Raw genomic sequence first — 21,316 nt, forward strand, 5'->3', positions numbered from 1 at the left:
CTATGTAACATAATGGAATGAAGAAAAAAGGCGAGATAAGAGGGTGGGGCTTAGAACCGCAAGGGTTTGAGGGGAGTGGGAGGGAGAGGGGTGGAAATACCAACATTTTAGCAGTTGAATACTATCCAGTAGATCCTCAGTTTCTCGTTCAGTGTCTTTCCAGTCTGGAACTTAGTTTTTTTCTTAAAATCAGTGAAAAACCGTTACAAATTCGAGTGGAAATGCGGAAAAAGCGGGAACGTAATTATTTTATGAAGGAATTCCGAGTGAACGGGTGAATAGGACGGGAGCCCTTGTGGGGGAAGGGAGTGAGTGGGATGGAGGCGAGGAGCGGCGTTAGAACACAATTTTTATTGGGGGACATAGTAGATAGACTGGAGAGAGTTTTATTAAAAGGGGAAATGAAAATAAATAAAAGCCTATTTTTTCATATAAAAACAGGCTCTATTATATTTGGAGAATAAAAATAAAAAGGATGAGTTCAGTTTAGTTTTAAATTAAATTAACATTTATTTATGTTTTTCCATTTTTATGATATGCAGTATTTGCTCTACATAATCTTCTGGTTGTGAGGTTTGGTTTTGCATCCAATGCATCGCAGCTCCATAAAGTGCCCAGCTTAATATCACGGCATAGACCTCTAACTCAGTTTTGCTTTGATTAGGCCATTGCTTTTGTGCCCACTCTGAGAAAAAGGCTTGGAGTTCCTGTTTAAAAATCGTTTCAATTTGGGGTGTAAACGCCTCGTAACTTCGTCTACATTGGTTACTGATAGATGTTTGAAACTTGATGATTGATAAAAAAATAGCCTTAATAGTTTCCTCATTAATTACCTCATGTGTACTTACCTCTTGAATGACTTCTCTCATTACACTTTCACTTAATACTTTCTCAAGTAGGTCAAATTTGTCCATGAAATGAGAATAAAAGGTTGCACGATTAACCGTTGCAGCATTTGTAATATCTTTAATGGTGATGTCTTTAAATTCTTTTTTCATTGATAACTCGATAAACGCATCCATAATCAGCTTACGGGTGCGGAGAATACGGGGGTCGATTAGTTTTTCCATAAATTTTTCTCCTGTTTTTAGACATTTTTATCAATATGTTGTTTAAACGATAGATGTTTCATTTTGTCGGTTGCTTCAAGTTTTTCAACTTGATATATTAACTATACAACAAATGTTGTCTAAACAAAAGATGTTGGAGTGAAGAAAATGAAAATAACGATTTTTGGAGCAAATGGACAAATTGGTCAGCTTGTTATTAAGGAAGCACTTGAGGCTGGATATGATGTTACAGCCTATACGAGACGACCTAATGCTTTAAATATAGAACATGAAAAACTACAAATTGTAGTTGGGGCTTTAACAGACCGAGAAAGATTAAAAGATGCAATCCTTGGAAGAGATGCTGTGCTAAGTGCTCTTGGACCAGCACTGTCAATGAAACGGCAAGTTGTGGACCTTCCTATTACAGAAGCACATAAAGCTATTATCTCAGTTATGGAAGAGTGCGGACTTAAAAGGTTGATTACACTTGGAACACCTAGTATCTCAGCTAAAGAAGACGTGAAACAATTTATTACTGTGTTTCCAAATATAATGCCAAAACTATTCTCTCCTACTCCATACGCTGAGATGAAAGGAATAGAAACATTGATTAAAAATTCTAAAATGGATTGGACTGTTGTACGGATTATTAATCCGAATGTAAGAACAAATGGAAATGGTTATTCAGTATCGTTTGGGGATACCAAAGGGAAGATGGGTGTTTCTCGTTATAATGCAGCGAAATGTATGCTGGAAACTGTGAAGAAAGATGAATGGATTCATAAAATGCCAATCGTATTTAACAACTAGGAGGGCAATAGAATGAGAGAATTTGAATTTGGAGTTTATTCATTAGGCGAACGAATACCTGATGCCAATGGGAATAGTCGAACTGCCGGGTCCAGAGTAGAAGATATTATTCAAATGGCAAAAATGGCAGATGAGGCGGGACTAGATATATTTGGGGTTGGAGAACATCATCGTCTGGATTTTGTAACCTCTTCTTATGCCATGTTACTCGCAGCTGTTGCTCGTGAGACGAAAAATATTAAATTAACGAGCACGTTATCTGTTATTAGTACAGCTGATCCAGTACGTGTTTATGAAGACTTTGCAACACTGGATTTATTATCAAACGGACGTACTGAAATTATTTTAGGTCGTGGGGCATTCTTAGAATCATTCTCTCTCTTTGGAGCAAGTTTAAATGATTACAATGATTTGTTTGAAGAGAAGCTGAATCTATTTTTGAAATTGCAAGAGCAGGAAGTCGTCAGTTGGCAAGGGAATTTTCGTTCCCCCCTTCAAAATGCACAAATAGCACCTAGACCTGTTCAGAAGAAACTTCCACTTTGGATTGGCGTTGGGGGTACCCCTGCCAGTGCCGTTCGTGCAGGAAGACTTGGTTTAAATATGGCTCTTGGCTTGTTAGGTGGTCGTCCTGAATCCGTCAAACCACTAACCGACCTATACTGGCAAAGTGCAAAAGAGGCGGGTCATGATGTATCTAAGTTAAGGGTTTCTGTAACAGGGCATTCGTATATAGCCCAAACAGGGGAACAAGCGATTACCGAATTTGTACCGCACTATAATCAATATATGGGCTACTTCTCAAAAGACCGTGGTATTCCATACTTCTATACAACAGCAGAGCAATTGATGCCTCAGCGAGCAGCAGGTCAAATATTAGCCGTAGGAAGTGCAGAGGAACTGGCGGAAAAGATCTTGTATCAGCATGAGTTATTCGGACATTCACGCTTTATGGGACAATTTGATATGGGTGGTCAGCCATTAGCCAGAGTAGAAAAATCCATTGATTTACTGGCAAACAAAGTAGCACCAATTGTTCACAGAGCTTTATCTAAGTAAAAAAGTGGTTAATGGAATTGTTATAAAAAAATTAATTAACAAGAGGGGAAGAGTGATTTATGGAAATCGTAACTTACATTTTACAAGGAATTCTTGCATTACTGTTTTTAATGGCAGGGTTCGGGAAAGTATCAGGATCTGAGATGCATGTGGAAGGTTTTAAAAAATGGGGATATCCACAATGGTTTAGAATTGTAACAGGGATTGTGGAATTAGTAGGGGCTGTCCTTTTAATCGTTGGATATTGGTCAGAGACTTCAGCAATAACTGGAGCATTAATACTTGGTATTACAGGTATTGGAGGCATCCTTACACATATTAAGGTAAAGGATTCCTTTAAGGATACAGCGATGATTCTAATCTTAGCCATTCTAGCGTTCGTTGTATTTTTCCTTTATTTAAAGTAAAGAATTGAGATGATATAACATAATATACATTTTGGAGGAAATGAAAATGAAAATATTAGTTACAGGTGCAGCAGGAAAACTAGGATCAAATATTGTTGAAAATTTAGTGAAGAAAGTACCCGCATCCGATATTATCGCTGGTGTACGTGATCCACAATCAGAAAAAGCAATGGCATATGAAGCACAAGGAATTGAAGTTCGCTTAACAGATTTTGAGAAAAAAGAAACATTAGTTGAAGCGTTCAAGGGTGTGGATCGTGTCTTCGTAGTTTCAACAGTACCTGTTATGGAAACTGCAATTCAACAGCAGAAAAATGCTGTAGAAGCAGCGAAAGAGGCTGGTGTATCCCAATTGGTTTACTCAAGTGCTCCGCGTGCAGATGTGAGTGATTTCGTTTTAGCTGCTCCTCACCGTGAACGTGAAAACATCATTAAAGAATCAGGTATTCCATATGTATTCGTTCGCAATAACTGGTATGTTGAAAACGAATTAGTACTATTCAACAATGCTTAAATGGCGCACCTTGGGTTACATCTGCAGGAGAAGGGAAGGTAGCTTGGGTCTACCGTCCAGATTTAGGTGAAGCTACTGCCAATGTGTTAGCAGGTGATGGACACGATAATAAAGCATACGAATTAGCAGGTGAAAACTTAACACTACAACAATTCGTTGATGCAGTTAATGAGGTTACAGGTAAAGAAATTCCTTTATTAACTGTAGATTCTGAAGCTCATGCAAAAATGCTAAAAGAGGCTGGCGCGCCAGAAGAATTTGTATCAATGTTAGTCATGATACAAAATGGAATTCGTGAAGGTGGATTAGAAGCTCCACATTCTGATTTAGAAATGCTTCTAGGTCGCAAACCAACTACTGTGAAAGAAGCGTTACAAATTTTATTAAAATAATTACGAATGCCACTGTATCAGACACCCAGTCACGCAGATGAAAGAGGCTTTGGCCCAAATTGTTAGCCAACTATCTCAAACAAACAATTAAATTATCGTAGAACTAATTCAAAAAATTCGTTTTGGATTCGTGTTTATTGTTCAGGAATACAATCATAGTATCACTGGGGCATTAAAAAATGCACTTGATATTGCTAAACGTGAATCTTGGAATAACAAAGCGGCAGGTATTGTTAGCTATGGTGGAGCCGGTGGAGAATGAATATTACGATAACAAAAAAAGGTTGGGTATTAAGTAAAGAGGACCAACCCTTTTTTTGTTAAAAAAAATTTATGATTTTCTTAATAATAATTCCAACGGCTATTCCGGGAAAAACAAACAACATAGGGAGCCAGACCGGACCCAATAACACTCCAAATACCATTAATTTCGAGGAAAAAATCAATCCAACAGTTACAAAATATCCAGCAAACACATACGGAAGAAAAGAATAAGGGTCTTTCCCTCCACCTGCATCTTTCACCGCATCCCACATAGAGAAAAAGTACAAACAAGGATAAAACATGAGCCACTTATAATCCGTATGTTTTATGGCATTACCAATTTCTCCATGAAAACTTAAAAGTATAAGCTGATTAAAATTCGCTTGTATATTTATCAGGAATTCAAGAATCAAGTAAACCGTGCCTTTAATATATTTTCCGTTTAAATACTGACCAAACCCCGGAAGTGCAATGCTCCACATTAGTTTTTCAAATGCATTCTTATTCAAATATAATTACCCTAGAAACAGAGCTTATTATATTTCTTTTGCAATTTCTTTTCTATTAGGTGCAAGTGGAGGCTGCTCTAACCATTTATTTTGCACCATAATATTAAACCACTTTTTAGTAAGCATAAGATTTTGTAGAATGGTGCTTTCGTAAGTGGCTACAAGGTCTGTACGCATTGCGGATGCCAAACCTGTCCCGTGATACGCTTGTGCAGCTTGAAATAGGAAACCAGTATGATACAACATTAACTTATCAGAAAAAGGAGAATCTGTAGAAGTTGTAATTTCAGTCTCCCAAGACTTAGGAACTGGTAAATTATCCGTTTGCAAAATTTGTGAAAAATCTTTTATTTGTTGGTCAGCCACCTTTTCGGAATGCTCTAAAAACTTCCTTACTTCCTTTGTTTGTGCGACTTGACTAAATGCGATTGAAAGAGTTTTTGCCATAATACTTTTTTTTAGGTTAAAAGAAATGCTTATGATTTCTGTCGCTGCTAACATCCTACCCTTTCCGAAAAAACCATCTATGAAATCTTGGCTGGAAACATATTCAGGGTTTTGAGCTGGATAAAATAAAGGGTCCCTCTGGAAACTTCCTTTCTCAAGCAATAAATCTATGGTTTGATGATACATCCTTTTCCCATCATTATCACAGGAGTCGTAAAAATACCGTAAGTCCTCTCTTACAGAAACGCCCAGAGAAGTTGAGTGTCCTAGCAAACCATGTAATGTCATGATATGCAAATAATTTAGGCAAAATATATCCGTGAACAACCTCTGTTTACCTTTAAAGAGGTCAGATTCAGTAAAACCAATTGGAACTGGAAACCCCTCATTTATTATAAAAGTAGCGATTTGTTGTTTTTGCTTTTCGAATGTCTTGATAGCATCCTCAAAAACAGCTTTAATTTGCTCATCCTCAATAATAGAAACCATATATCTATTTACAATATCAACGGCAGTTCCATTTACATACTCTCCCCACAAACTTCCTATTTCGGAAGATGTGAGTTTTAATTTAATCTCATCCACATTATCACCTCAATACTCTTTTTAGTAAATTGGGTAAGGAATATTCATCTAATCCTTATTTTTCCTTCTATTTGAATCGTAAATATATTTCACCATCTGCATCGTTTTCAATCCTAGAATTGTAATGATTATGGTATAAACCGTTGTCAAAATAATCGCAGTATACCCTAAATATGTAATGCTTCCAGAGCATTTGCAAATTTCAAAACAATCACTTCCTAAAAATTTAAATATGTAAGTTAATGTACCCGTTATCCTAAAATAAATGTATTGTTTTCCATTGAGACGAATTCACTAAAAAAGGCAAGCATATTTCTATGCTCACCTTTTTTTCAACAACAATGCTTATTAGACAACACTTGCGTGAATGCTCAGTGCTTAAATCAAAGATGGCATACTTAACAAAGATCTTAATCTGGAAGTTGTACTACTAATTAAGAATGCTGCTCTAATACCCATAATAATTATGGTTGAGAATAAGCTAAAGAGAATATTCAAAGTATATCCCTCCACATTGAAGTTTAGTGTTAAATGATAACACTAGTGTTAGTGTTAATCTGAGATACAAATTTATTCAGTGGAGGAGGAAAGAAGATTTTAAAGCTTCCTCCTATTAATCTCCTTTTGATATGGAATGTAAGCTAGAGAAATCCCATGCTTCCGAGTATTCTTCTGCAAGATCCGTAAGGGCAGGATGAGTAAGTAACTTATCCTGCCCTTTTAATTAGTCGATATAAGTAACCCTAAGGGAACCGCTGCTCAATTTATAGTTCTCTGCGTGTTTTACGTAAAATTCAGCTTTGCCATCTGTACCATCGACATAACTCCCGATGCTTCTAAAAACGACATCATAACTAGAACCTGATTTGTTGGAGAAACTAGCCTGTCCTACAAACTCATCACCTGACGGATCGTCTTCAAATAACTGAAAAGTCATTAAAGGTGATGAACCAGTAATGGAAGAAGAAGTATGTGCACTTACGCGTACGCCAAAGTCTCCACCACCTGATTTAACAATGGTTCCATTTGTACGGAATTTATTGTCGTTATACAAAGTGAAAGAGTCAGATCCAATGGTTTGCCAACCAGAGGCAAACGTTTGGAAAGGTGTTTCTTTGACTTCATAAATTTCTATCGTTATCCCTGTTTGTTCATCCACACTAACTGAAATGGGTGTTTCCCCTTCATGCATTTTGACAATTTGCTCGGAAGCCATCTCGTGATGAGTATCATTCACTAAAGCGGTATTCTCTGATGCATATGTATGCTCGCCAAAACTAATCCCTGTGGCTAACATACCTACTAAAATACTACTAGCTAGTAATCTTTTACTCATAAATACGCCCCTTTTCTTTTTTGCCAATAATCAAAACATATAATAAAATTGGTAATTATACTATATTATAACATTATTATCCAAAACCTGGAATTATAAAAATAGTTTACTTCCTTATCGATACGATCGCGAATTTTTAATAAATTGTAAACTTTTTTCAAAGTTCTACGTCTTGTTTGTAGGAGGCTGCTGATGAATGGAATAAGACAGGATAATGAACTCAATGCAGAACTTAATATTGTATTTAGGTACTTACGAAAATTGGGTATTTCGAAGCTAGATGCGGAGGACGCCGTTCAGGAAGCAGCTTATAAATATATTCTTTATAACGATTCGATCAAGAACGCTAAAATACGTGGTTGGTTAATACGAGTAGCGATAAATGCTTATTATGATCAATGCCGTAAACAAGGAAGATATGTGCTGGATCTAAATGAGGAAATACTTAATGTAGATGCAAAGGAACTTCCCGAAACGATCTTTTTAGAAAAGGAAAGGAACAGTGAACTCGGGAAAGCGTTATCACGATTAAAACCTCTCTATCAAGAGTTGTTGCTATTAAAATATCAATCTGGACTTACATACGAAGAAATCTCAAGATTATTAGAAATAAGCGTCAGCTCAGTTAAAACAAATTTATTCAGAGCTAGAAAAAAGTTAGAAGAAATTTATAAGGAGGCAGCTTATGACTGACAATAACAAAACAAATCATGAAAATGAGATTGATTTTATGAGTAGCCCCTCTTTGCAGAAAGCCGTCAAAAAGTCAAAAAGGAAACAAACGATTAAGTATGTATCCATTACAGTAATAACGACTATCATCTTACTCGTCATTCTCTTTATGGGAAGCAAGTATATTTTAACGAAAAAAATCGAGAACAAAGATCCTCTTTACAATAGCATTCATGGTGCAAATATTATGTTGAGTGATACCTTCTATAGCTACAACCTTTTTAGTGTAGAAGCAGAGACAACATATAAGAAGAACATCGGTGATCAATCGATTGTTTGGGATAAGCAAACCGAAAAAATTCCGCTCTTTGGAAGAAGTGAAATTCTTGAAAAAGGAAGCGGTATGGTCGAAGTGAATAGCATAGATGATGAACTAAAAAGGTACGTTCGTTATAATAATTTTAATAATGAAAGGAAAATAGATTTCTATTATCCAGCCTTGTCTTATGACTATTTACCGCATGAACTTGATATTGCTGTTACCTTAGATGACAACAAGTTGATTGAGGTGGCACTTTCCTTTAAGGAGCCTTTGACTATAGCGGAAGCGGCTGAGAAGTTGGGACAGGATTATGTCAATTGGCTTTGGGTAGATACAACAACTTCTGCTCAAATGGAAAAAATGGAGCAAACATTAGATGGCGATAGTGTAAAGACTAAGGGTGGGGGTGGCGCTTTTGGATTTGAAGTCAGACCTGAGATTCCATATTCTGAAGAATATGGTCCGTTGTTTATCCAAACCTTAGAACAGTTAATCGAAAATGGTAGCCATCGAAGTACAGTGAAAGAAGCATTGAAGGGAATTAAAGAAAACACGCAGACTACGAATGGAAATATACGTCTGAATGGTGCTGTGGTTACAGGTACACCAGCTGAACTTAAAAGGTTTCAAAATCTTGATTTCATCCGGGCCTCTGTCCTTGGGGCTACAATTGATAAATATTAATAGAAGACTGATTTCTATTTTTGAATTATATTCTTCTCTTAAACAAGACTCCCGATTTATTCAGGGGGTTTTATTTTTTTATGGGTACGAAATAGCAAACAAGGTTGCTAAAGTAGGGGGGGTGGAAAAATCGAGTGACTTATGCCCTATTTTAATGATGTCAACAATCATTGTGACAAAATGCATTTTTGATTAAATTGATGAGTTATTGAAAACGCTTTAATATTAGATTTGTAAGGAACAAAGTCGTCAAAGGGGGAAAAAGAGATGAACGAAACAACACAAGATAAATCAAATGCAAAAGTAAAAATACAAAAATTCGGAAGTAACTTAAGTAATATGGTACTGCCGAATATCGGGGCCTTTATTGCGTGGGGACTTATTACAGCATTATTTATTGAAACAGGCTGGCTTCCGAATGAAGATTTAGCAAAACTAGTCGATCCAATGATTAAGTATTTATTGCCATTATTAATTGGTTTTACCGGTGGTCGAATGGTTCACGATATCCGCGGTGGGGTAGTTGGTGCTACCGCTACAATGGGGGTTATCGTTGGAACTGATATTCCGATGTTCTTGGGCGCTATGATCATGGGACCGATTGGTGGATATGTAATTAAGAAGTTTGACCAAGCGGTTCATGGCAAAATCAAAGCTGGATTCGAAATGCTTGTGAACAATTTCTCTGCTGGAATCCTCGGTGGATTGTTAACCATCATTGCTTTTAAAGCAATTGGACCAGTTGTAGAAGGCTTAAGTAATGTATTAGCTTCCGGAGTTGAAGCAATTATTAATGCTAATTTATTACCGTTAGCGAACATAGTTATTGAACCAGCAAAGGTTCTATTCTTAAATAACGCGATTAACCATGGAATTTTAAGTCCGTTAGGGATTGAACAGGCCGCTGATGCAGGAAAATCCATTCTATTCTTATTAGAAACAAACCCTGGACCGGGACTTGGTATTCTGCTTGCATTCTGGTTGTTTGGGAAAGGCACTGCAAAACAAACAGCACCAGGTGCAGTGATTATCCACTTCTTAGGTGGTATTCATGAAATTTACTTCCCATATATCTTAATGAAGCCTATGTTAATACTTGCTGCTATGGCAGGAGGCGTCAGTGGAGTATTCACGTTTAACCTTTTCAACGCAGGTCTTGTTGCGGCACCATCACCAGGTAGTATTTTTGCATTAATTGCGATGACACCAAAAGGAAATTACCTTGGTGTGTTAGCGGGGGTAATCGTCGCAACAGCCGTTTCATTCGCAGTCGCTTCTTTAATCTTAAAAACAAGCAAAGCAACAGAAGAGGATTTAACTTCTGCAACAGCTAAAATGGAAGAAATGAAAGGAAAGAAAAGCTCTGTGTCTTCTGTATTAACAACACAAACTGCCATTAATCCAGATGTAGTAAACAAAATTGTATTTGCTTGTGATGCGGGTATGGGTTCCAGTGCAATGGGTGCATCAATTTTACGAAATAAAGTGCAAAAAGCTGGTTTAGGAATAACCGTTACGAACACAGCCATAAGCAATTTGCCAGCTGACGCTGATGTAGTTATTACCCATAAGGACTTAACTGATCGTGCCAAAGCAAAACTTCCGAATGTTGTTCATATTTCAGTGGAGAACTTCCTTAATAGTCCAAAATATGATGAATTAGTCGATTCTTTAAAGAAAGAATAGATTATATGCCTGGCACAGAAATGTGCCAGGTTTTATCAACACTAGCGAGAAGACTCCTTCCTCAACAACGTAGGGAGGAGATGAATCGCTTTTTTGTGTCTAATTTCGGAATTAAATGAAATCTAAAGGACAACGTTTTGAAAATTTGATAAAATAAAATTAAGAACAAACGTTCCTTTAGGGGGTTGAGAAATGAGGAAAACCTATTTTTCTACTCGTGTATACAAATATACGTTACCAGAAAAATATAACGAATCTATTTTTCATACCCTTCTTTTGTTTAGTCGTTCTAAACACTTCACATTTCAAACACAAGTATTAGAAAAACGTTCGAATGAATCGAGGAGAAAAAAATCTCTACATCTTACCGTAAAAGAACGTTTTCAATTGAATGATCATTATGCAGGTAGTGCTATTCAAGAAGCGAACGCCCTAATCAAATCTCAAAATGAACTTCGAAAAATGTATATAGAAAATAAAGAAGTTCAAATGACTTCAGTTAAAAAGAAAATAAAATCAACCAGACGCCATTTAACGACTCTTTCAAAAATAAAACAATCTTTTGTAAACGGAAATCCAAAATTCAATCAAAACTCTAGAGAACAACAAGTTGGGCATTTTTTTGTCGTGAAATTCTATAAGAAAACAGACATTTACTATCACGCCTATCAGTTTGAACATGACTACTTAGATGTTCAAATCGCTCATTTCAAGAATAGATTAGGTCGATTGAAATTCAGATTAGATAGGTTGGAAAAACAGATAAAGAGTTTGAAAAGTAATAGTAACAGTGTAGTTTTTGGCACGAAAAAATTATTTAAAGCACAACATACCATAGAAAACTATCAAAACGATCATCAACAATGGCGAAAAGATTGGGAACAAGCTCGCTATCATCAAATGACCATTAGTGGCCGAAAAGATGCCAAAGTCGGCAATTTCGTGTTTTGTTATATTCCAGAAACGAGAGAATTTCATTTCATAACCCCGGATGGCACTCAGATAAGGATTGAAAACCTTGTATTTCCATATGGTCAAGAACAGGTTGACCACGCAATCGAAACACAGATGGGCTGCAAAAACAAAAAGAAATACGGAAAGCCAATTGCGTGGTCTGCCGAAGACCATGGGGACTATTATATTTTCAAGTGTATAGTGGATGTGCTAGAGAACCCTCATAAAAATTTTAGTCGGGCAGACGGCCTATTAGGTTTGGATTTAAATGTAGACCATATCGCCTGGTCCAATATCAATGCAAAAGGGCAACTGATAAAATCAGGTGTGTTTTCTTTTGATTTAGATGGAAAAACTTCTGAACAAATTACAAAAATCATTGAAAACAAGGCAGTGGTCATTGTTGATTTGGCGATGAAGTTAAATAAGCCCATTGCTTTGGAAAAATTAAATACCACCCAATCAAAAGTTTCTCATCCATACGGCAATAGAAAAGCCAATAAAGCGATGAGTCAATTTGCGTACAATAAAATGATTTCTGCCATTAAAAACCGGGCAGAGAAAATGGGGGTAGCCGTGTTTGATGTGAATCCCGCTTATACCTCCCAAATTGGAAAAATCAAATACATGAAGCGTTTGGGAATCTCGATTCACCAAGCTGCTTCTTATGTGATTGCACGACGTGCAATGGGATTCAAAGAAACGCTTCCACCAGTGTTGCATTCCCTGTTACCGGAGAAGATAGCAGGTCTACATCACTGGGCGCAGTGGAAGTGGATTTCATCATGCCTAACCGATGTTCGTAAACACACGTTCTATCAGATAGAACTTTTCTCCTGCGACAAGATTGACTCAATGAATCAACTCTTTCCTCAAGGGGCTCTTTCAGACTTGGAGGTAAAAGGTTTGTTCAAGGTGAAAAGTAGAAAACCCATTGCCTAGTTGAACGGGCGATGGTCTACTAAATAATTTAGTAGCCTTTTTAGGAATCCCCTTCCTCAAAACTCCAATTGGATTTTAGGCGGGGGTAGTTCAATTGATGTAATAAGATAAAATGAAAATATAAGAACTTTGGTAACATTTTTTTCATGGAGGTACTATCCTTGCAGGGAGTGAAGTACATGTATATTTCCGCAAGAGAACGACAGATTCTTGAAATTCTATTAACGAAAAACAATGAGTCTACGGTCAAAGATCTTGCTGACCAACTTGGTGTCAGTGCCAGGACGGTACATCGGGATCTAAAAAATGTGGAAGATATTTTAAAAGAATATGATCTTTGGTTGCAAAAAAAGTCAGGTGTTGGTGTTCAGATCGCCGGAGAGCAAAACAAAGTACATGAACTAGAGATGTTTTTATTTAATCTCTTTCGAACCGAGTATACACCGGATGAACGGCAAACCATTATTTTGTGTGAGCTGTTAGAATCAAAGGGGCCGGTTAAACTAGTTGGATTAGCCAATGATTTAAATGTAACGATTTCAACTGTTAGTGCAGACTTAACAAAATTAGAAGAGAGACTGCATACCTCTGGACTCTCTCTTATCCGAAAAAGAGGGTATGGGGTAGAAATTGAAGGGGACGAAGGGGCAAAGAGAAGGGCAATGAGGCACTTAATCTCTGAGTATCTCAATGAATCAGACATCCTCTCCTTTGCAAGAGAAAATATTCAAAAACGCTCTAACCAACATATCAATTCCATTTCGGAAAGACTGTTAGGGCTGGTTGAGAAACAAAAGCTCATCACAGTTGAAAAAATAGTTGAGTCTATTCTCCAAGAATTACCCTTTGCGATGGCAGACAGCGCCTATATTGGGTTAGTTGTTCACCTTGCCCTGGCAGTTGAAAGAATTCAAAAAGGGGAAGGTATCACCATTAACCAAGCTTATTTGGATAATCAGTTCGATTCAAAGGAATACAAGTTTGCAGAGAGAATCGTCGCTGAATTAGAACAGGTATTCAAAATTCAGATTCCACAAGCAGAGATTGCATATATAACGATGCACTTGAAGGGTGCGAAGTTGCGATATGACAATGAGTATATTGCGGAAGATTCAAGTTATCAGGTAGCTATTAAAACACGAAGTTTGATTGAATTTGTGGGAAAACAAATAGGCTTAGATTTAACGGGCAATCGCTCTTTATTTGAAGGATTAGTCGTACATCTGAAACCGGCTATCTATCGAATCAAACAGAAAATGGGAATCAGCAATCCCCTATTAGATAAAATCAAGCAGGATTATCCTGAGCTGTTTTCGATGGTTAGAGAAGCCGTGGGGCAAACCTTTCATGAATTTGACGTGCCAGATGAAGAAATAGGCTATCTTGTGATGCATTTTGGTGCTGTACTTTTAGGGGTTAAGGATCTTGGCAATGTCAAAGCTTTGGTGATTTGCTCCAGTGGAATCGGTACATCGAAAATGCTTGTCACGCGGTTGCAGAAAGAATTTCCAGAGCTGAAGCAGGTAAAAAATGTCTCGGTGATGGAATTTAAGAAAATGGAGACAGACGAGTACTCGATCATTATTTCGACGATTCCGATTCCAGATTCCAATTTGGATTATATTTTAGTAAGTCCAATTTTAAATAAAGAGGAAATTGAAAGAGTTCGCACCTATATTAATGAGCAAATAATGGTGAAAAGTTCAGAAAAGGACTTCAAGGTCGCTTTTCGTGACAGAGAGAGTAAGAAAACGGCAGCTACGCTTATAAATGAACTTTCTGTAATCCAAGAATACGCCTATACCATTAAGGCAATTCTTAAAGGCTTTAAACTAGAAGAACTCCATTCGATCCAAACAACAGAGGAAATTTTAGACTACGCTGTAAAGGGATTATTTGAAAGAAATAAGATTACGAATATCGAATCAGTGATTGAGGCCGTTCTCGAAAGGGAGAAACTCGGTGGACTGGGTATACCTGAAACAAAGATTGCGCTATTTCATACAAGAACCCGAAATGTTCTGGAACCTTGCTTTTCAATCTATACGGTAGCGACGCCTATTGAGGTAGTGGGAATGGATGGAAGCAGGATGGAGATGAAGGTGTTCATTTTAATGCTTTCTCCAGAAGAAGCGTCGGAAAGAGTGTTAGAGGTGTTGAGTTATCTTAGCACCCTCTTCATTGAGAGTGAAGAAAATATTTTGGTCTTTCAATCAAGTGATCAAGAACGTATAGAAGCATTACTTTCAGGAAGATTTGATCAATTTTTTGATGAGAAATTAAAAGAATTAAGGAGTGTTTAGTTGATGTCAGTTTTTGCAAAGGAAAATATCCTATTAAATACAGCAGTGGTAACAAAAGAGGAGGCCATTCGTTTAACAGGAAACATTCTCGTTGAGAAGGGTTATGTAGATGCTGATTATATTGAGAAAATGCTTGAACGTGAACAATTAACTTCCACGTATATGGGAAACTTTGTCGCAATTCCGCATGGTACAGAGGATTCAAAAAGTTTTGTCAAACAATCAGGGATTTCATTTGTTCAAGTTCCAGAAGGAGTAGACTTTGGTGGTGGAAATATCGTCAAGCTTCTGATTGGGATTGCAGGAAAAGATAACGAGCATCTCGATATTCTTTCAAAGATTGCGATTGTTTGCTCGGAGGAAGAGAATATTGAAAAGCTGGTGGCTGCCGAAACAGCAGAGGAGATTTTAGCGATTTTTGATGACGTGAACTAATTTGCTAGCCGTACATTTTGTTGAAGGAAAAACATGGGGAATCGTTCACTTTGGTGAACGGTTTTTTCTTCATTTTTAGGAGAAAAATAGTACAGATAGCGTGTCTACATGTTCGAATACTTGAGAGAATAGTGCATATTCGAAGAAAAAAGAAATATCGCGATGTTGAAAAATAATTGACGTGACACCATTTAGTGTCATATAATTAAGACACCAAATGGTGTCGTATTTAAAAGGAGTGATTTTTTACGAAAACAGAGCAGAAGCGTGATGTCTTTGTAGCCATTGCTGATCCAACAAGACGTAAATTGATCCGTTTATTGGCAAATGCAGAAGAACTTCCTCTACATGAATTAACCGATCAATTTCAAATGGGTCGGACTGCTGTTTCTAAGCATTTGACAATCCTTAGAGAAGCAAGCCTGGTTATTGACCGTAAAGTTGGGAGAGAAACAAGATACCGATTAAATGCGGCTCCCTTACAGGAAGTAAAGGATTGGCTTTCCTTTTACGAGGAGTTTTGGAAAGAAAGAGTGGCAGTTTTACAAAATCTTTTATCGGAGGAATAAATCATGGCAGATATTTCGTTAGATTTTCAGTTTAAAAATCCAATCAATAAGGTATGGAACGGGTTAATTGATTCCGATACTCTTTCAAAATGGATCATGGCAAATGACTTCCAACCAATCGTGGGGCATAAAAGTCAATTCAGAAATCCAGAATGGAACTTAATTGTAGATTGTGAAGTTTTAGTAGTGGACGAGCCTTATAAGTTATCTTATACATGGGTAGGCGGTCCGATCAACACGATCGTCACATGGACGTTGAAGGAAGAGGATGGAACAACCTACGTACATTTGGAGCAAACAGGATTCGCCCAAGAAGATCAAGCCTTCAATGGTGCAAAATACGGTTGGGCAAGCAAGGTTGAAGACCTTAAGAAATTGTTAGGGGAAATATAAGACTCGGTTCGGACCTAAAGAATGGGATTTTTTCAAGATATGGTGGCAGTATTTAAGAAGCGTGAGCTAGTTTTCTTAGAATACCGCAAAGAATCAAAGGATGTGTATACATTTGTTTTTGAAAAAGGGGACGATTGGACCTGGAAAGCAGGCCAGCATGGACTGCTTACGGTGACTCATAAGAAAATCAAAACCCCGACTAAACCGTTTACCTTGGCATCTTCCCCTTCAGAGAATGTCGTCAAAATAACAACGAGCATTACGGATAAGCCAAGTGACTTTAAAAAGGCATTACTAGAATTAAAACCTGGAACGAAAATGACTATTGCCGGTCCGCTAGGCTCATTTAATCTAACCGATAATAAGCCGACACTTCTGATTGCAGGTGGCATTGGCATTACACCATTCCGGTCAATTTTAAAACAAATTGAAGCAGAAGGAAATGGAGCAGGGAAACAAATACATCTACTCTATATGGATAGTAACAAGGAATATATATATAAAGATGAATTAGACGCAATTCCTAATGTTACGGTTACTTACCTTGATTCAAAAGATGATTTACATCGGGAGATAGAAACATTCACTAACTCGTATAAGGACAATGGCCATTACTTAATTGCTGGACCGAAAGCGATGGTAGATTCTATTTCTACTCACCTGCAAAATAACAATATTTCGAAACGAAATATCAAAAAAGATGCCTTTTATGGGTATTAGTTGCGGCGTAAATGTCGTACCATCCAATGAGCTATCATGTTTGATGGTGAAAGGAACTTATTATGCAAATTATAAGTGTGAGAGATTACCCAGAATACAAGGATGAAGCAATCAAATATTTTCAAAGCAAATGGGCAAGTGAGAATAGCCTAAAGGTGTATGAGGACAGCATTACTCATAGCATAGCGACTGAAAATGTCCTTCCTATCTGGTACTTAATGGAGGATGCAGGCGAATTTATTGGGTGTGCAGGTTTGATTAGCAATGATTTTATCAGTCGCATGGATCTCTGGCCCTGGATATGTGCGGTTTACGTCGATGAACGTTATCGTGGCAAGTCCTTAGGAAAGGAACTGCTTCTGCGTGCCAAAGCGGATGCGAAAAAAGCGGGTTTCAATAAGGTCTTTCTTTGTACGGATCATATTGGCTACTATGAAAAATACGGATTTACCTATATCGGTGATGGATATCATCCCTGGGGAAGTAGTTCAAGAATATATGAGAGTGATACGTAAGTTAATATACAAAAAGGTTATAAAACAGAGTCTGAAATACTATTAGATAAATAAGGAAAATGATGAGCCCCTTTGGATTTGATGAACCAAAGGGGCTTTTTATAAAAATGAAGGGGGAGAAAAAAATGAGTAAATGGCTGAAAGTTTTTATCATTCTATTAGGTGTGCTATTGCTCCTGTACATTAATCCGGTAGATCGGTTTAATGAAATGCGAAGCAAACAAGATTTGAACCAGCTACTGTCCGATCCGAACATACTCGAAGATTTTTTGGATGGGAATACAAATATGAAAAACATTAGGCATATCGGAGGAATGACCTATTTTTTTGAAACGGAGAAAGGACAATACATGATCACGCTTCAGAAGGAGAAGGGGCGAACGCAGTACGATATTTTCGAGCATAAAACAAGTATTGGTCGAATGGATGGTTATTAGTAGGCTTACTTTATACCTTATTTTTAGAAGATTGTGTAAAATGGTAGGGTAAACATATTGACTAAATTCTGATGAAGAGATATCTATAGAAAAAAATGCATATGAACTAGGGGAGAAATAACCATGTTTTTTATTCAAATGTCCGGATTTCCCGGTTCTGGGAAGTCAACACTTGCTCGACAAATTGCGAAAGAGACAGGAGCCATTATTGTTGACCATGATATCGTGAAGTCTGCTCTTTTACAATCGATAGAGGCCGCACCAATTGATGGAAAGCTTTCAGGGGAGATTTCCTATAATATTGATTGGTCATTAATCGATTTCCATTTGTCTCAAGGGCATTCGGTTATATTCGATAGCCCCTGTTTATATGAAGAAATGGTAGAAAAGGGGACATTTTTAGCCGAAAAATATAATGTTAAATATAAATATATTGAGTGTTTTCTTGATGATAGTCGTGTCATTAATTTCCGCCTGAAAAATCGTGAAAGAATACCCAGTCAAATAAAAGAGATTCATTCGGAAGAAGCTTTTCAATTTACGGTTAATAGTAGTAAGAAACCGACAGGATATAATTGTTTGGTTGTTGATACTCGAGAACCTTTGGAGAGTTATCTTCAAAATGTCATGAAGTATATTGAGGAGTAATGCACCCAAGCTATGATATTGCAGAGGTCGCTGTCAAAGCAAATGCTGATCGCATTTGTAAAAGTATTCACCCAAGCGAAAAGCCAGTCACTTCATAGTGGACTGGCTTTTCTTATTCATCCGAGGATATTAAAACCATAATAGGTGGCTGTTGCAAACAGTATTGTCCACAATGCGAGACTGACTGTCATCCAAGTCAGGACGTTCTTACGTGGTGCTTTGAAAATCATGGCGAATGCAGCTGCGATTTCTGTTCCGATTAGCAAAGGGCCCAATAAAGCGAGACCAGGCAAACCGTATTTTACAAATATCCCATGTGCACGCGCTCTCTTTTTATTATCTTCCTTTTGTATTCCTTTTTCAGCTCTTTTCCTATTTCTCCATTCTTGCCAGCGGTCGAAAAGCAAGACGACAATAACTACGACTAACCAATTCCCCGCAAAAGCCAAAATGGTAGATGGAATGGGGCTTAAGCCAAAAGCAATGGCCAACACAACAACTGCGGCTGATTCTACCCATGGAATTGCGGATAGAAAGAATACGGCAAAGTAAGACCATTCTTGTAAATATTCTAAGATCATGGATGTTCTCCTTATATTAAATTTTTTTATTTTAAACTAAAAACCATTCAATTTTCTCATGGTGAACCAATATACGAGATATTGTCCTGTACCTAATAGCCCAATCAGAAGAAGGGGGATGTTGTCTATATTGCGTAATAGGGCATAGAGCACGATAGAAATGGGTAGTGCTATGGAATAGTAGATATACACATTTCGACAAGCGTTATAAGTAATCCATTTTTGTCCTTCATCTACTTCATGGAACTCCCAAGGTAAGAATCCACGTTTAAATGTAATCGGATCCTTAGGATTTTTTTGATTATATAAAAATTGAATGAGGATAAGTAATATTGGCACTAGGAGTACAAGAAAGATCATAAACCTTCTGATCTCCAACGATGATTCAAATGGGCTAAAAAATACGATGTAGTAAGCGCCTATGACATACCACCAGATGAATAACGAAAACAATGGTGAGCGAACAATTTTTGCAAACAAGACATGTTTCATCCTTTCTCCTCTTCTAGTGAAAAAATTTCTTCGACAGGAACCTGAAACGCATGGGCAATCTTGAGCGCCAAGGTAATGGATGGAGAATAATCCCCTTTTTCGATCAGACCAATGGTTTGGCGTGTGACCCCAATCTCTTCAGCTAAATTTTGCTGGGTCCATCGAAGTCTCGCACGATGTTCACGAATTCGATTATTCAGCATAAGTAACTCCTCTATGATTAAATCTTATAACAGGATTGTAATGGATGATTTACATAATGTCAATGATCTATTGCATTTTGTAAAGGATGGATTACATAATAAGTATGCTTTTTCAAATCCAAAGAAAAAAAGGCGGTGCATATGCCCCTCCTTCAACTCAATATGAGATTTTTCAATACCTCTAAAAATTCCTCTAGCGTTTCAGGTAATTGTTCAGGAATGCTCTGTGTATAATCCATTTCATCCCCTCCTTCGTTTCTCGTATTCTAGTTTAAGTGTTGACAGTCTATTGATTTTTCATACTTCTAAAATACGAAAATGTTTTTTTTAGAAGTGCTCAACTGAAGTCTTAGTGAAATTAATCACTTAAATATGATGTAAATTATTATAAAGTCAAATTAACATTGAGAAGATAGGGGCAAGACGAACATGTTTACGACAAAAAAACAATTTAGATTAGTAGAAGAAGAGAAAAAGGAACTTCAAGAAAAACTAGAGCAGATCTATTCAGAATGTCAGGAAAAAGAGACATCTTTTGAGGTTTTTTTGGAAAAGTTCAATACCGAGCTGTCAGGAACAATCGAGCAACATGAAATCGTCAATCATCAACATCATGTCATGAAGGATTTAGTGGCGGATATTAAGAAACGTTTTGACACAGTCAATCAAATAAGCCAGGCTTCACTAGACAATTCCCTACAGCTTTTTCAAAAAGGAAAAGGGTTAATAGAATCTGCAAAAGAGATGGTTGTGAAAACAGAAGAAGGAAGAGACTTAGTTAATCACGTCGAGGAACTCATCACTCAACTTGGAGAAGAGCTGGAGGAAACCTATCATAAAATGAGTCTCCTAAACGATAGTTCCAAAGAGATCGAAATGATCGTCAAAGTGATTAAAGAAATTGCGGATCAAACCAATTTGTTAGCTCTAAATGCCTCGATTGAAGCTGCAAGAGCAGGAGAGCATGGAAAAGGATTTGCTGTTGTGGCGGAGGAAGTAAGGAAGCTAGCGGAAAGTACAGCGGAGAGTACAAATAACATAAGTGTCTTAACAGATAATATTCAAAAGGATATTAATATCACGCTGCAATCTACGACTGCTAGCACAAAGTTAATTAGAGAAGGAATCGATTTAAGTAAGACTACCTCAAATAAGATTGATTCCATCACCTCTGTCATAAAACATGTTGAAACGGAAGTAAGCGAAGTCCTTGAAACGATTGTTGAGCAAAAAGAGTTTTCACAAGATGTGATGAACGAAATGCAGGATACAAAAACACTTTTTGACGAAGCCAATGTCGTGATCATGCAGCATATCGAAGACGCGAGTAAAGTCGATGAAAAGCTAGAGAAAACCATTAAGCAAGTAGCCACCATTAGATAAGA

The 21,316-nt window shown here is 37.2% G+C and carries 23 protein-coding genes and 2 pseudogenes; 18 read left to right on the forward strand and 7 right to left on the reverse strand.

Translation table 11 applies throughout. The annotated features are described in order from the left end of the window. Positions 1-509: 509 nt before the first annotated feature. On the reverse strand, positions 510-1,070 hold the full coding sequence (locus FAR12_RS16610) for a TetR/AcrR family transcriptional regulator (protein WP_126409936.1): 561 nt from the start codon (positions 1,068-1,070) through the stop codon (positions 510-512). A gap of 147 nt (positions 1,071-1,217) precedes the next feature. On the opposite strand from FAR12_RS16610, the gene FAR12_RS16615 reads away from it, so the two are divergent. The 5 genes and pseudogenes from FAR12_RS16615 to FAR12_RS16635 form a co-directional block, all read left to right on the forward strand. Then, a complete protein-coding gene (locus tag FAR12_RS16615) occupies positions 1,218-1,862 on the forward strand; it encodes an NAD(P)H-binding protein (RefSeq protein WP_126409937.1) in 645 nt (214 codons plus the stop codon). 12 nt (positions 1,863-1,874) lie between these two features. Continuing rightward, the gene (locus FAR12_RS16620; protein WP_126409938.1) at positions 1,875-2,921 is read left to right on the forward strand and encodes an LLM class flavin-dependent oxidoreductase; all 1,047 of its coding nucleotides are present in this window, start codon (positions 1,875-1,877) and stop codon (positions 2,919-2,921) included. Between the two features lie 59 nt (positions 2,922-2,980). After that, positions 2,981-3,328 carry a DoxX family protein gene (locus tag FAR12_RS16625; protein WP_126409939.1) on the forward strand — a complete coding sequence of 116 codons (348 nt, stop codon included), beginning with the start codon at positions 2,981-2,983 and terminating at the stop codon, positions 3,326-3,328. Positions 3,329-3,374: 46 nt separating this feature from the next. After that, a pseudogene (locus FAR12_RS16630) lies at positions 3,375-4,234 on the forward strand (SDR family oxidoreductase). Between the two features lie 124 nt (positions 4,235-4,358). Next, positions 4,359-4,490: pseudogene (locus FAR12_RS16635) on the forward strand (NADPH-dependent FMN reductase); the annotation flags it as partial. A gap of 64 nt (positions 4,491-4,554) precedes the next feature. Here FAR12_RS16635 and FAR12_RS16640 read toward each other — a convergent pair. The 3 genes from FAR12_RS16640 to FAR12_RS16650 form a co-directional block, all read right to left on the reverse strand. Next, complete coding sequence (locus tag FAR12_RS16640) at positions 4,555-5,007, reverse strand: hypothetical protein (protein ID WP_170972237.1); 453 nt, start codon at positions 5,005-5,007, stop codon at positions 4,555-4,557. Positions 5,008-5,034: 27 nt separating this feature from the next. After that, positions 5,035-6,039 carry a DUF3231 family protein gene (locus FAR12_RS16645; protein ID WP_126409940.1) on the reverse strand — a complete coding sequence of 335 codons (1,005 nt, stop codon included), beginning with the start codon at positions 6,037-6,039 and terminating at the stop codon, positions 5,035-5,037. 724 nt (positions 6,040-6,763) lie between these two features. Continuing rightward, positions 6,764-7,375, reverse strand: a complete 612-nt coding sequence (locus FAR12_RS16650) for a hypothetical protein (RefSeq protein WP_126409941.1) — start codon at positions 7,373-7,375, stop codon at positions 6,764-6,766. A 192-nt stretch (positions 7,376-7,567) separates the two neighbouring features. On the opposite strand from FAR12_RS16650, the gene FAR12_RS16655 reads away from it, so the two are divergent. The 12 genes from FAR12_RS16655 to FAR12_RS16710 all read left to right on the forward strand — a co-directional run bounded on the left by FAR12_RS16655 (position 7,568) and on the right by FAR12_RS16710 (position 18,655). Next, a complete protein-coding gene (locus FAR12_RS16655) occupies positions 7,568-8,068 on the forward strand; it encodes an RNA polymerase sigma factor (RefSeq protein ID WP_126409942.1) in 501 nt (166 codons plus the stop codon). Next, entirely contained in the window at positions 8,061-9,053 is a 993-nt protein-coding gene (locus tag FAR12_RS16660) for an anti sigma factor C-terminal domain-containing protein (RefSeq protein ID WP_126409943.1), read from the forward strand. The genes FAR12_RS16655 and FAR12_RS16660 overlap by 8 nt, the downstream gene beginning before the upstream one ends. A gap of 267 nt (positions 9,054-9,320) precedes the next feature. After that, entirely contained in the window at positions 9,321-10,739 is a 1,419-nt protein-coding gene (locus tag FAR12_RS16665; RefSeq protein WP_126409944.1) for a PTS mannitol transporter subunit IIBC, read from the forward strand. A gap of 192 nt (positions 10,740-10,931) precedes the next feature. Next, the gene (locus tag FAR12_RS23665) at positions 10,932-12,635 is read left to right on the forward strand and encodes an IS200/IS605 family accessory protein TnpB-related protein (RefSeq protein WP_185819433.1); all 1,704 of its coding nucleotides are present in this window, start codon (positions 10,932-10,934) and stop codon (positions 12,633-12,635) included. A gap of 170 nt (positions 12,636-12,805) precedes the next feature. Further along, positions 12,806-14,938, forward strand: coding sequence for a BglG family transcription antiterminator (locus tag FAR12_RS16675; protein ID WP_246010430.1), 2,133 nt, complete (start codon positions 12,806-12,808; stop codon positions 14,936-14,938). 3 nt (positions 14,939-14,941) lie between these two features. After that, a complete protein-coding gene (locus FAR12_RS16680) occupies positions 14,942-15,373 on the forward strand; it encodes a PTS mannitol transporter subunit IIA (protein ID WP_126409946.1) in 432 nt (143 codons plus the stop codon). 308 nt (positions 15,374-15,681) lie between these two features. Continuing rightward, complete coding sequence (locus FAR12_RS16685) at positions 15,682-15,942, forward strand: ArsR/SmtB family transcription factor (protein ID WP_246010423.1); 261 nt, start codon at positions 15,682-15,684, stop codon at positions 15,940-15,942. 3 nt (positions 15,943-15,945) lie between these two features. Then, positions 15,946-16,335, forward strand: a complete 390-nt coding sequence (locus tag FAR12_RS16690) for an SRPBCC family protein (protein ID WP_126409948.1) — start codon at positions 15,946-15,948, stop codon at positions 16,333-16,335. Positions 16,336-16,356: 21 nt separating this feature from the next. Further along, a complete protein-coding gene (locus tag FAR12_RS16695) occupies positions 16,357-17,055 on the forward strand; it encodes an FAD-dependent oxidoreductase (RefSeq protein ID WP_126409949.1) in 699 nt (232 codons plus the stop codon). Positions 17,056-17,132: 77 nt separating this feature from the next. Beyond that, the gene (locus FAR12_RS16700) at positions 17,133-17,570 is read left to right on the forward strand and encodes a GNAT family N-acetyltransferase (RefSeq protein ID WP_246010424.1); all 438 of its coding nucleotides are present in this window, start codon (positions 17,133-17,135) and stop codon (positions 17,568-17,570) included. Between the two features lie 125 nt (positions 17,571-17,695). After that, positions 17,696-18,007 carry a hypothetical protein gene (locus FAR12_RS16705; protein ID WP_126409951.1) on the forward strand — a complete coding sequence of 104 codons (312 nt, stop codon included), beginning with the start codon at positions 17,696-17,698 and terminating at the stop codon, positions 18,005-18,007. Positions 18,008-18,130: 123 nt separating this feature from the next. Further along, positions 18,131-18,655 (forward strand): P-loop nucleotide/nucleoside kinase family protein, encoded by a 525-nt coding sequence (locus FAR12_RS16710; protein WP_126409952.1) that lies wholly within the window; start codon positions 18,131-18,133, stop codon positions 18,653-18,655. A 116-nt stretch (positions 18,656-18,771) separates the two neighbouring features. Here FAR12_RS16710 and FAR12_RS16715 read toward each other — a convergent pair whose 3' ends face one another. The 3 genes from FAR12_RS16715 to FAR12_RS16725 are packed head-to-tail and all read right to left on the reverse strand — an operon-like array spanning position 18,772 to position 19,931. Further along, positions 18,772-19,236 (reverse strand): small multi-drug export protein, encoded by a 465-nt coding sequence (locus FAR12_RS16715; protein ID WP_126409953.1) that lies wholly within the window; start codon positions 19,234-19,236, stop codon positions 18,772-18,774. 36 nt (positions 19,237-19,272) lie between these two features. Continuing rightward, a complete protein-coding gene (locus tag FAR12_RS16720; RefSeq protein WP_126409954.1) occupies positions 19,273-19,728 on the reverse strand; it encodes a hypothetical protein in 456 nt (151 codons plus the stop codon). Continuing rightward, entirely contained in the window at positions 19,725-19,931 is a 207-nt protein-coding gene (locus FAR12_RS16725; RefSeq protein WP_126409955.1) for a helix-turn-helix transcriptional regulator, read from the reverse strand. The genes FAR12_RS16720 and FAR12_RS16725 overlap by 4 nt, the downstream gene beginning before the upstream one ends. 744 nt (positions 19,932-20,675) lie before the next feature. Here FAR12_RS16725 and FAR12_RS16730 point away from each other — a divergent pair. Then, positions 20,676-21,314 carry a methyl-accepting chemotaxis protein gene (locus FAR12_RS16730; protein ID WP_425456193.1) on the forward strand — a complete coding sequence of 213 codons (639 nt, stop codon included), beginning with the start codon at positions 20,676-20,678 and terminating at the stop codon, positions 21,312-21,314. The last annotated feature ends 2 nt before the right edge of the window (positions 21,315-21,316 follow it).

The sequence above is a fragment of the Bacillus yapensis genome (assembly GCF_005280205.1).
Taxonomy (GTDB): domain Bacteria; phylum Bacillota; class Bacilli; order Bacillales; family Cytobacillaceae; genus Robertmurraya; species Robertmurraya yapensis.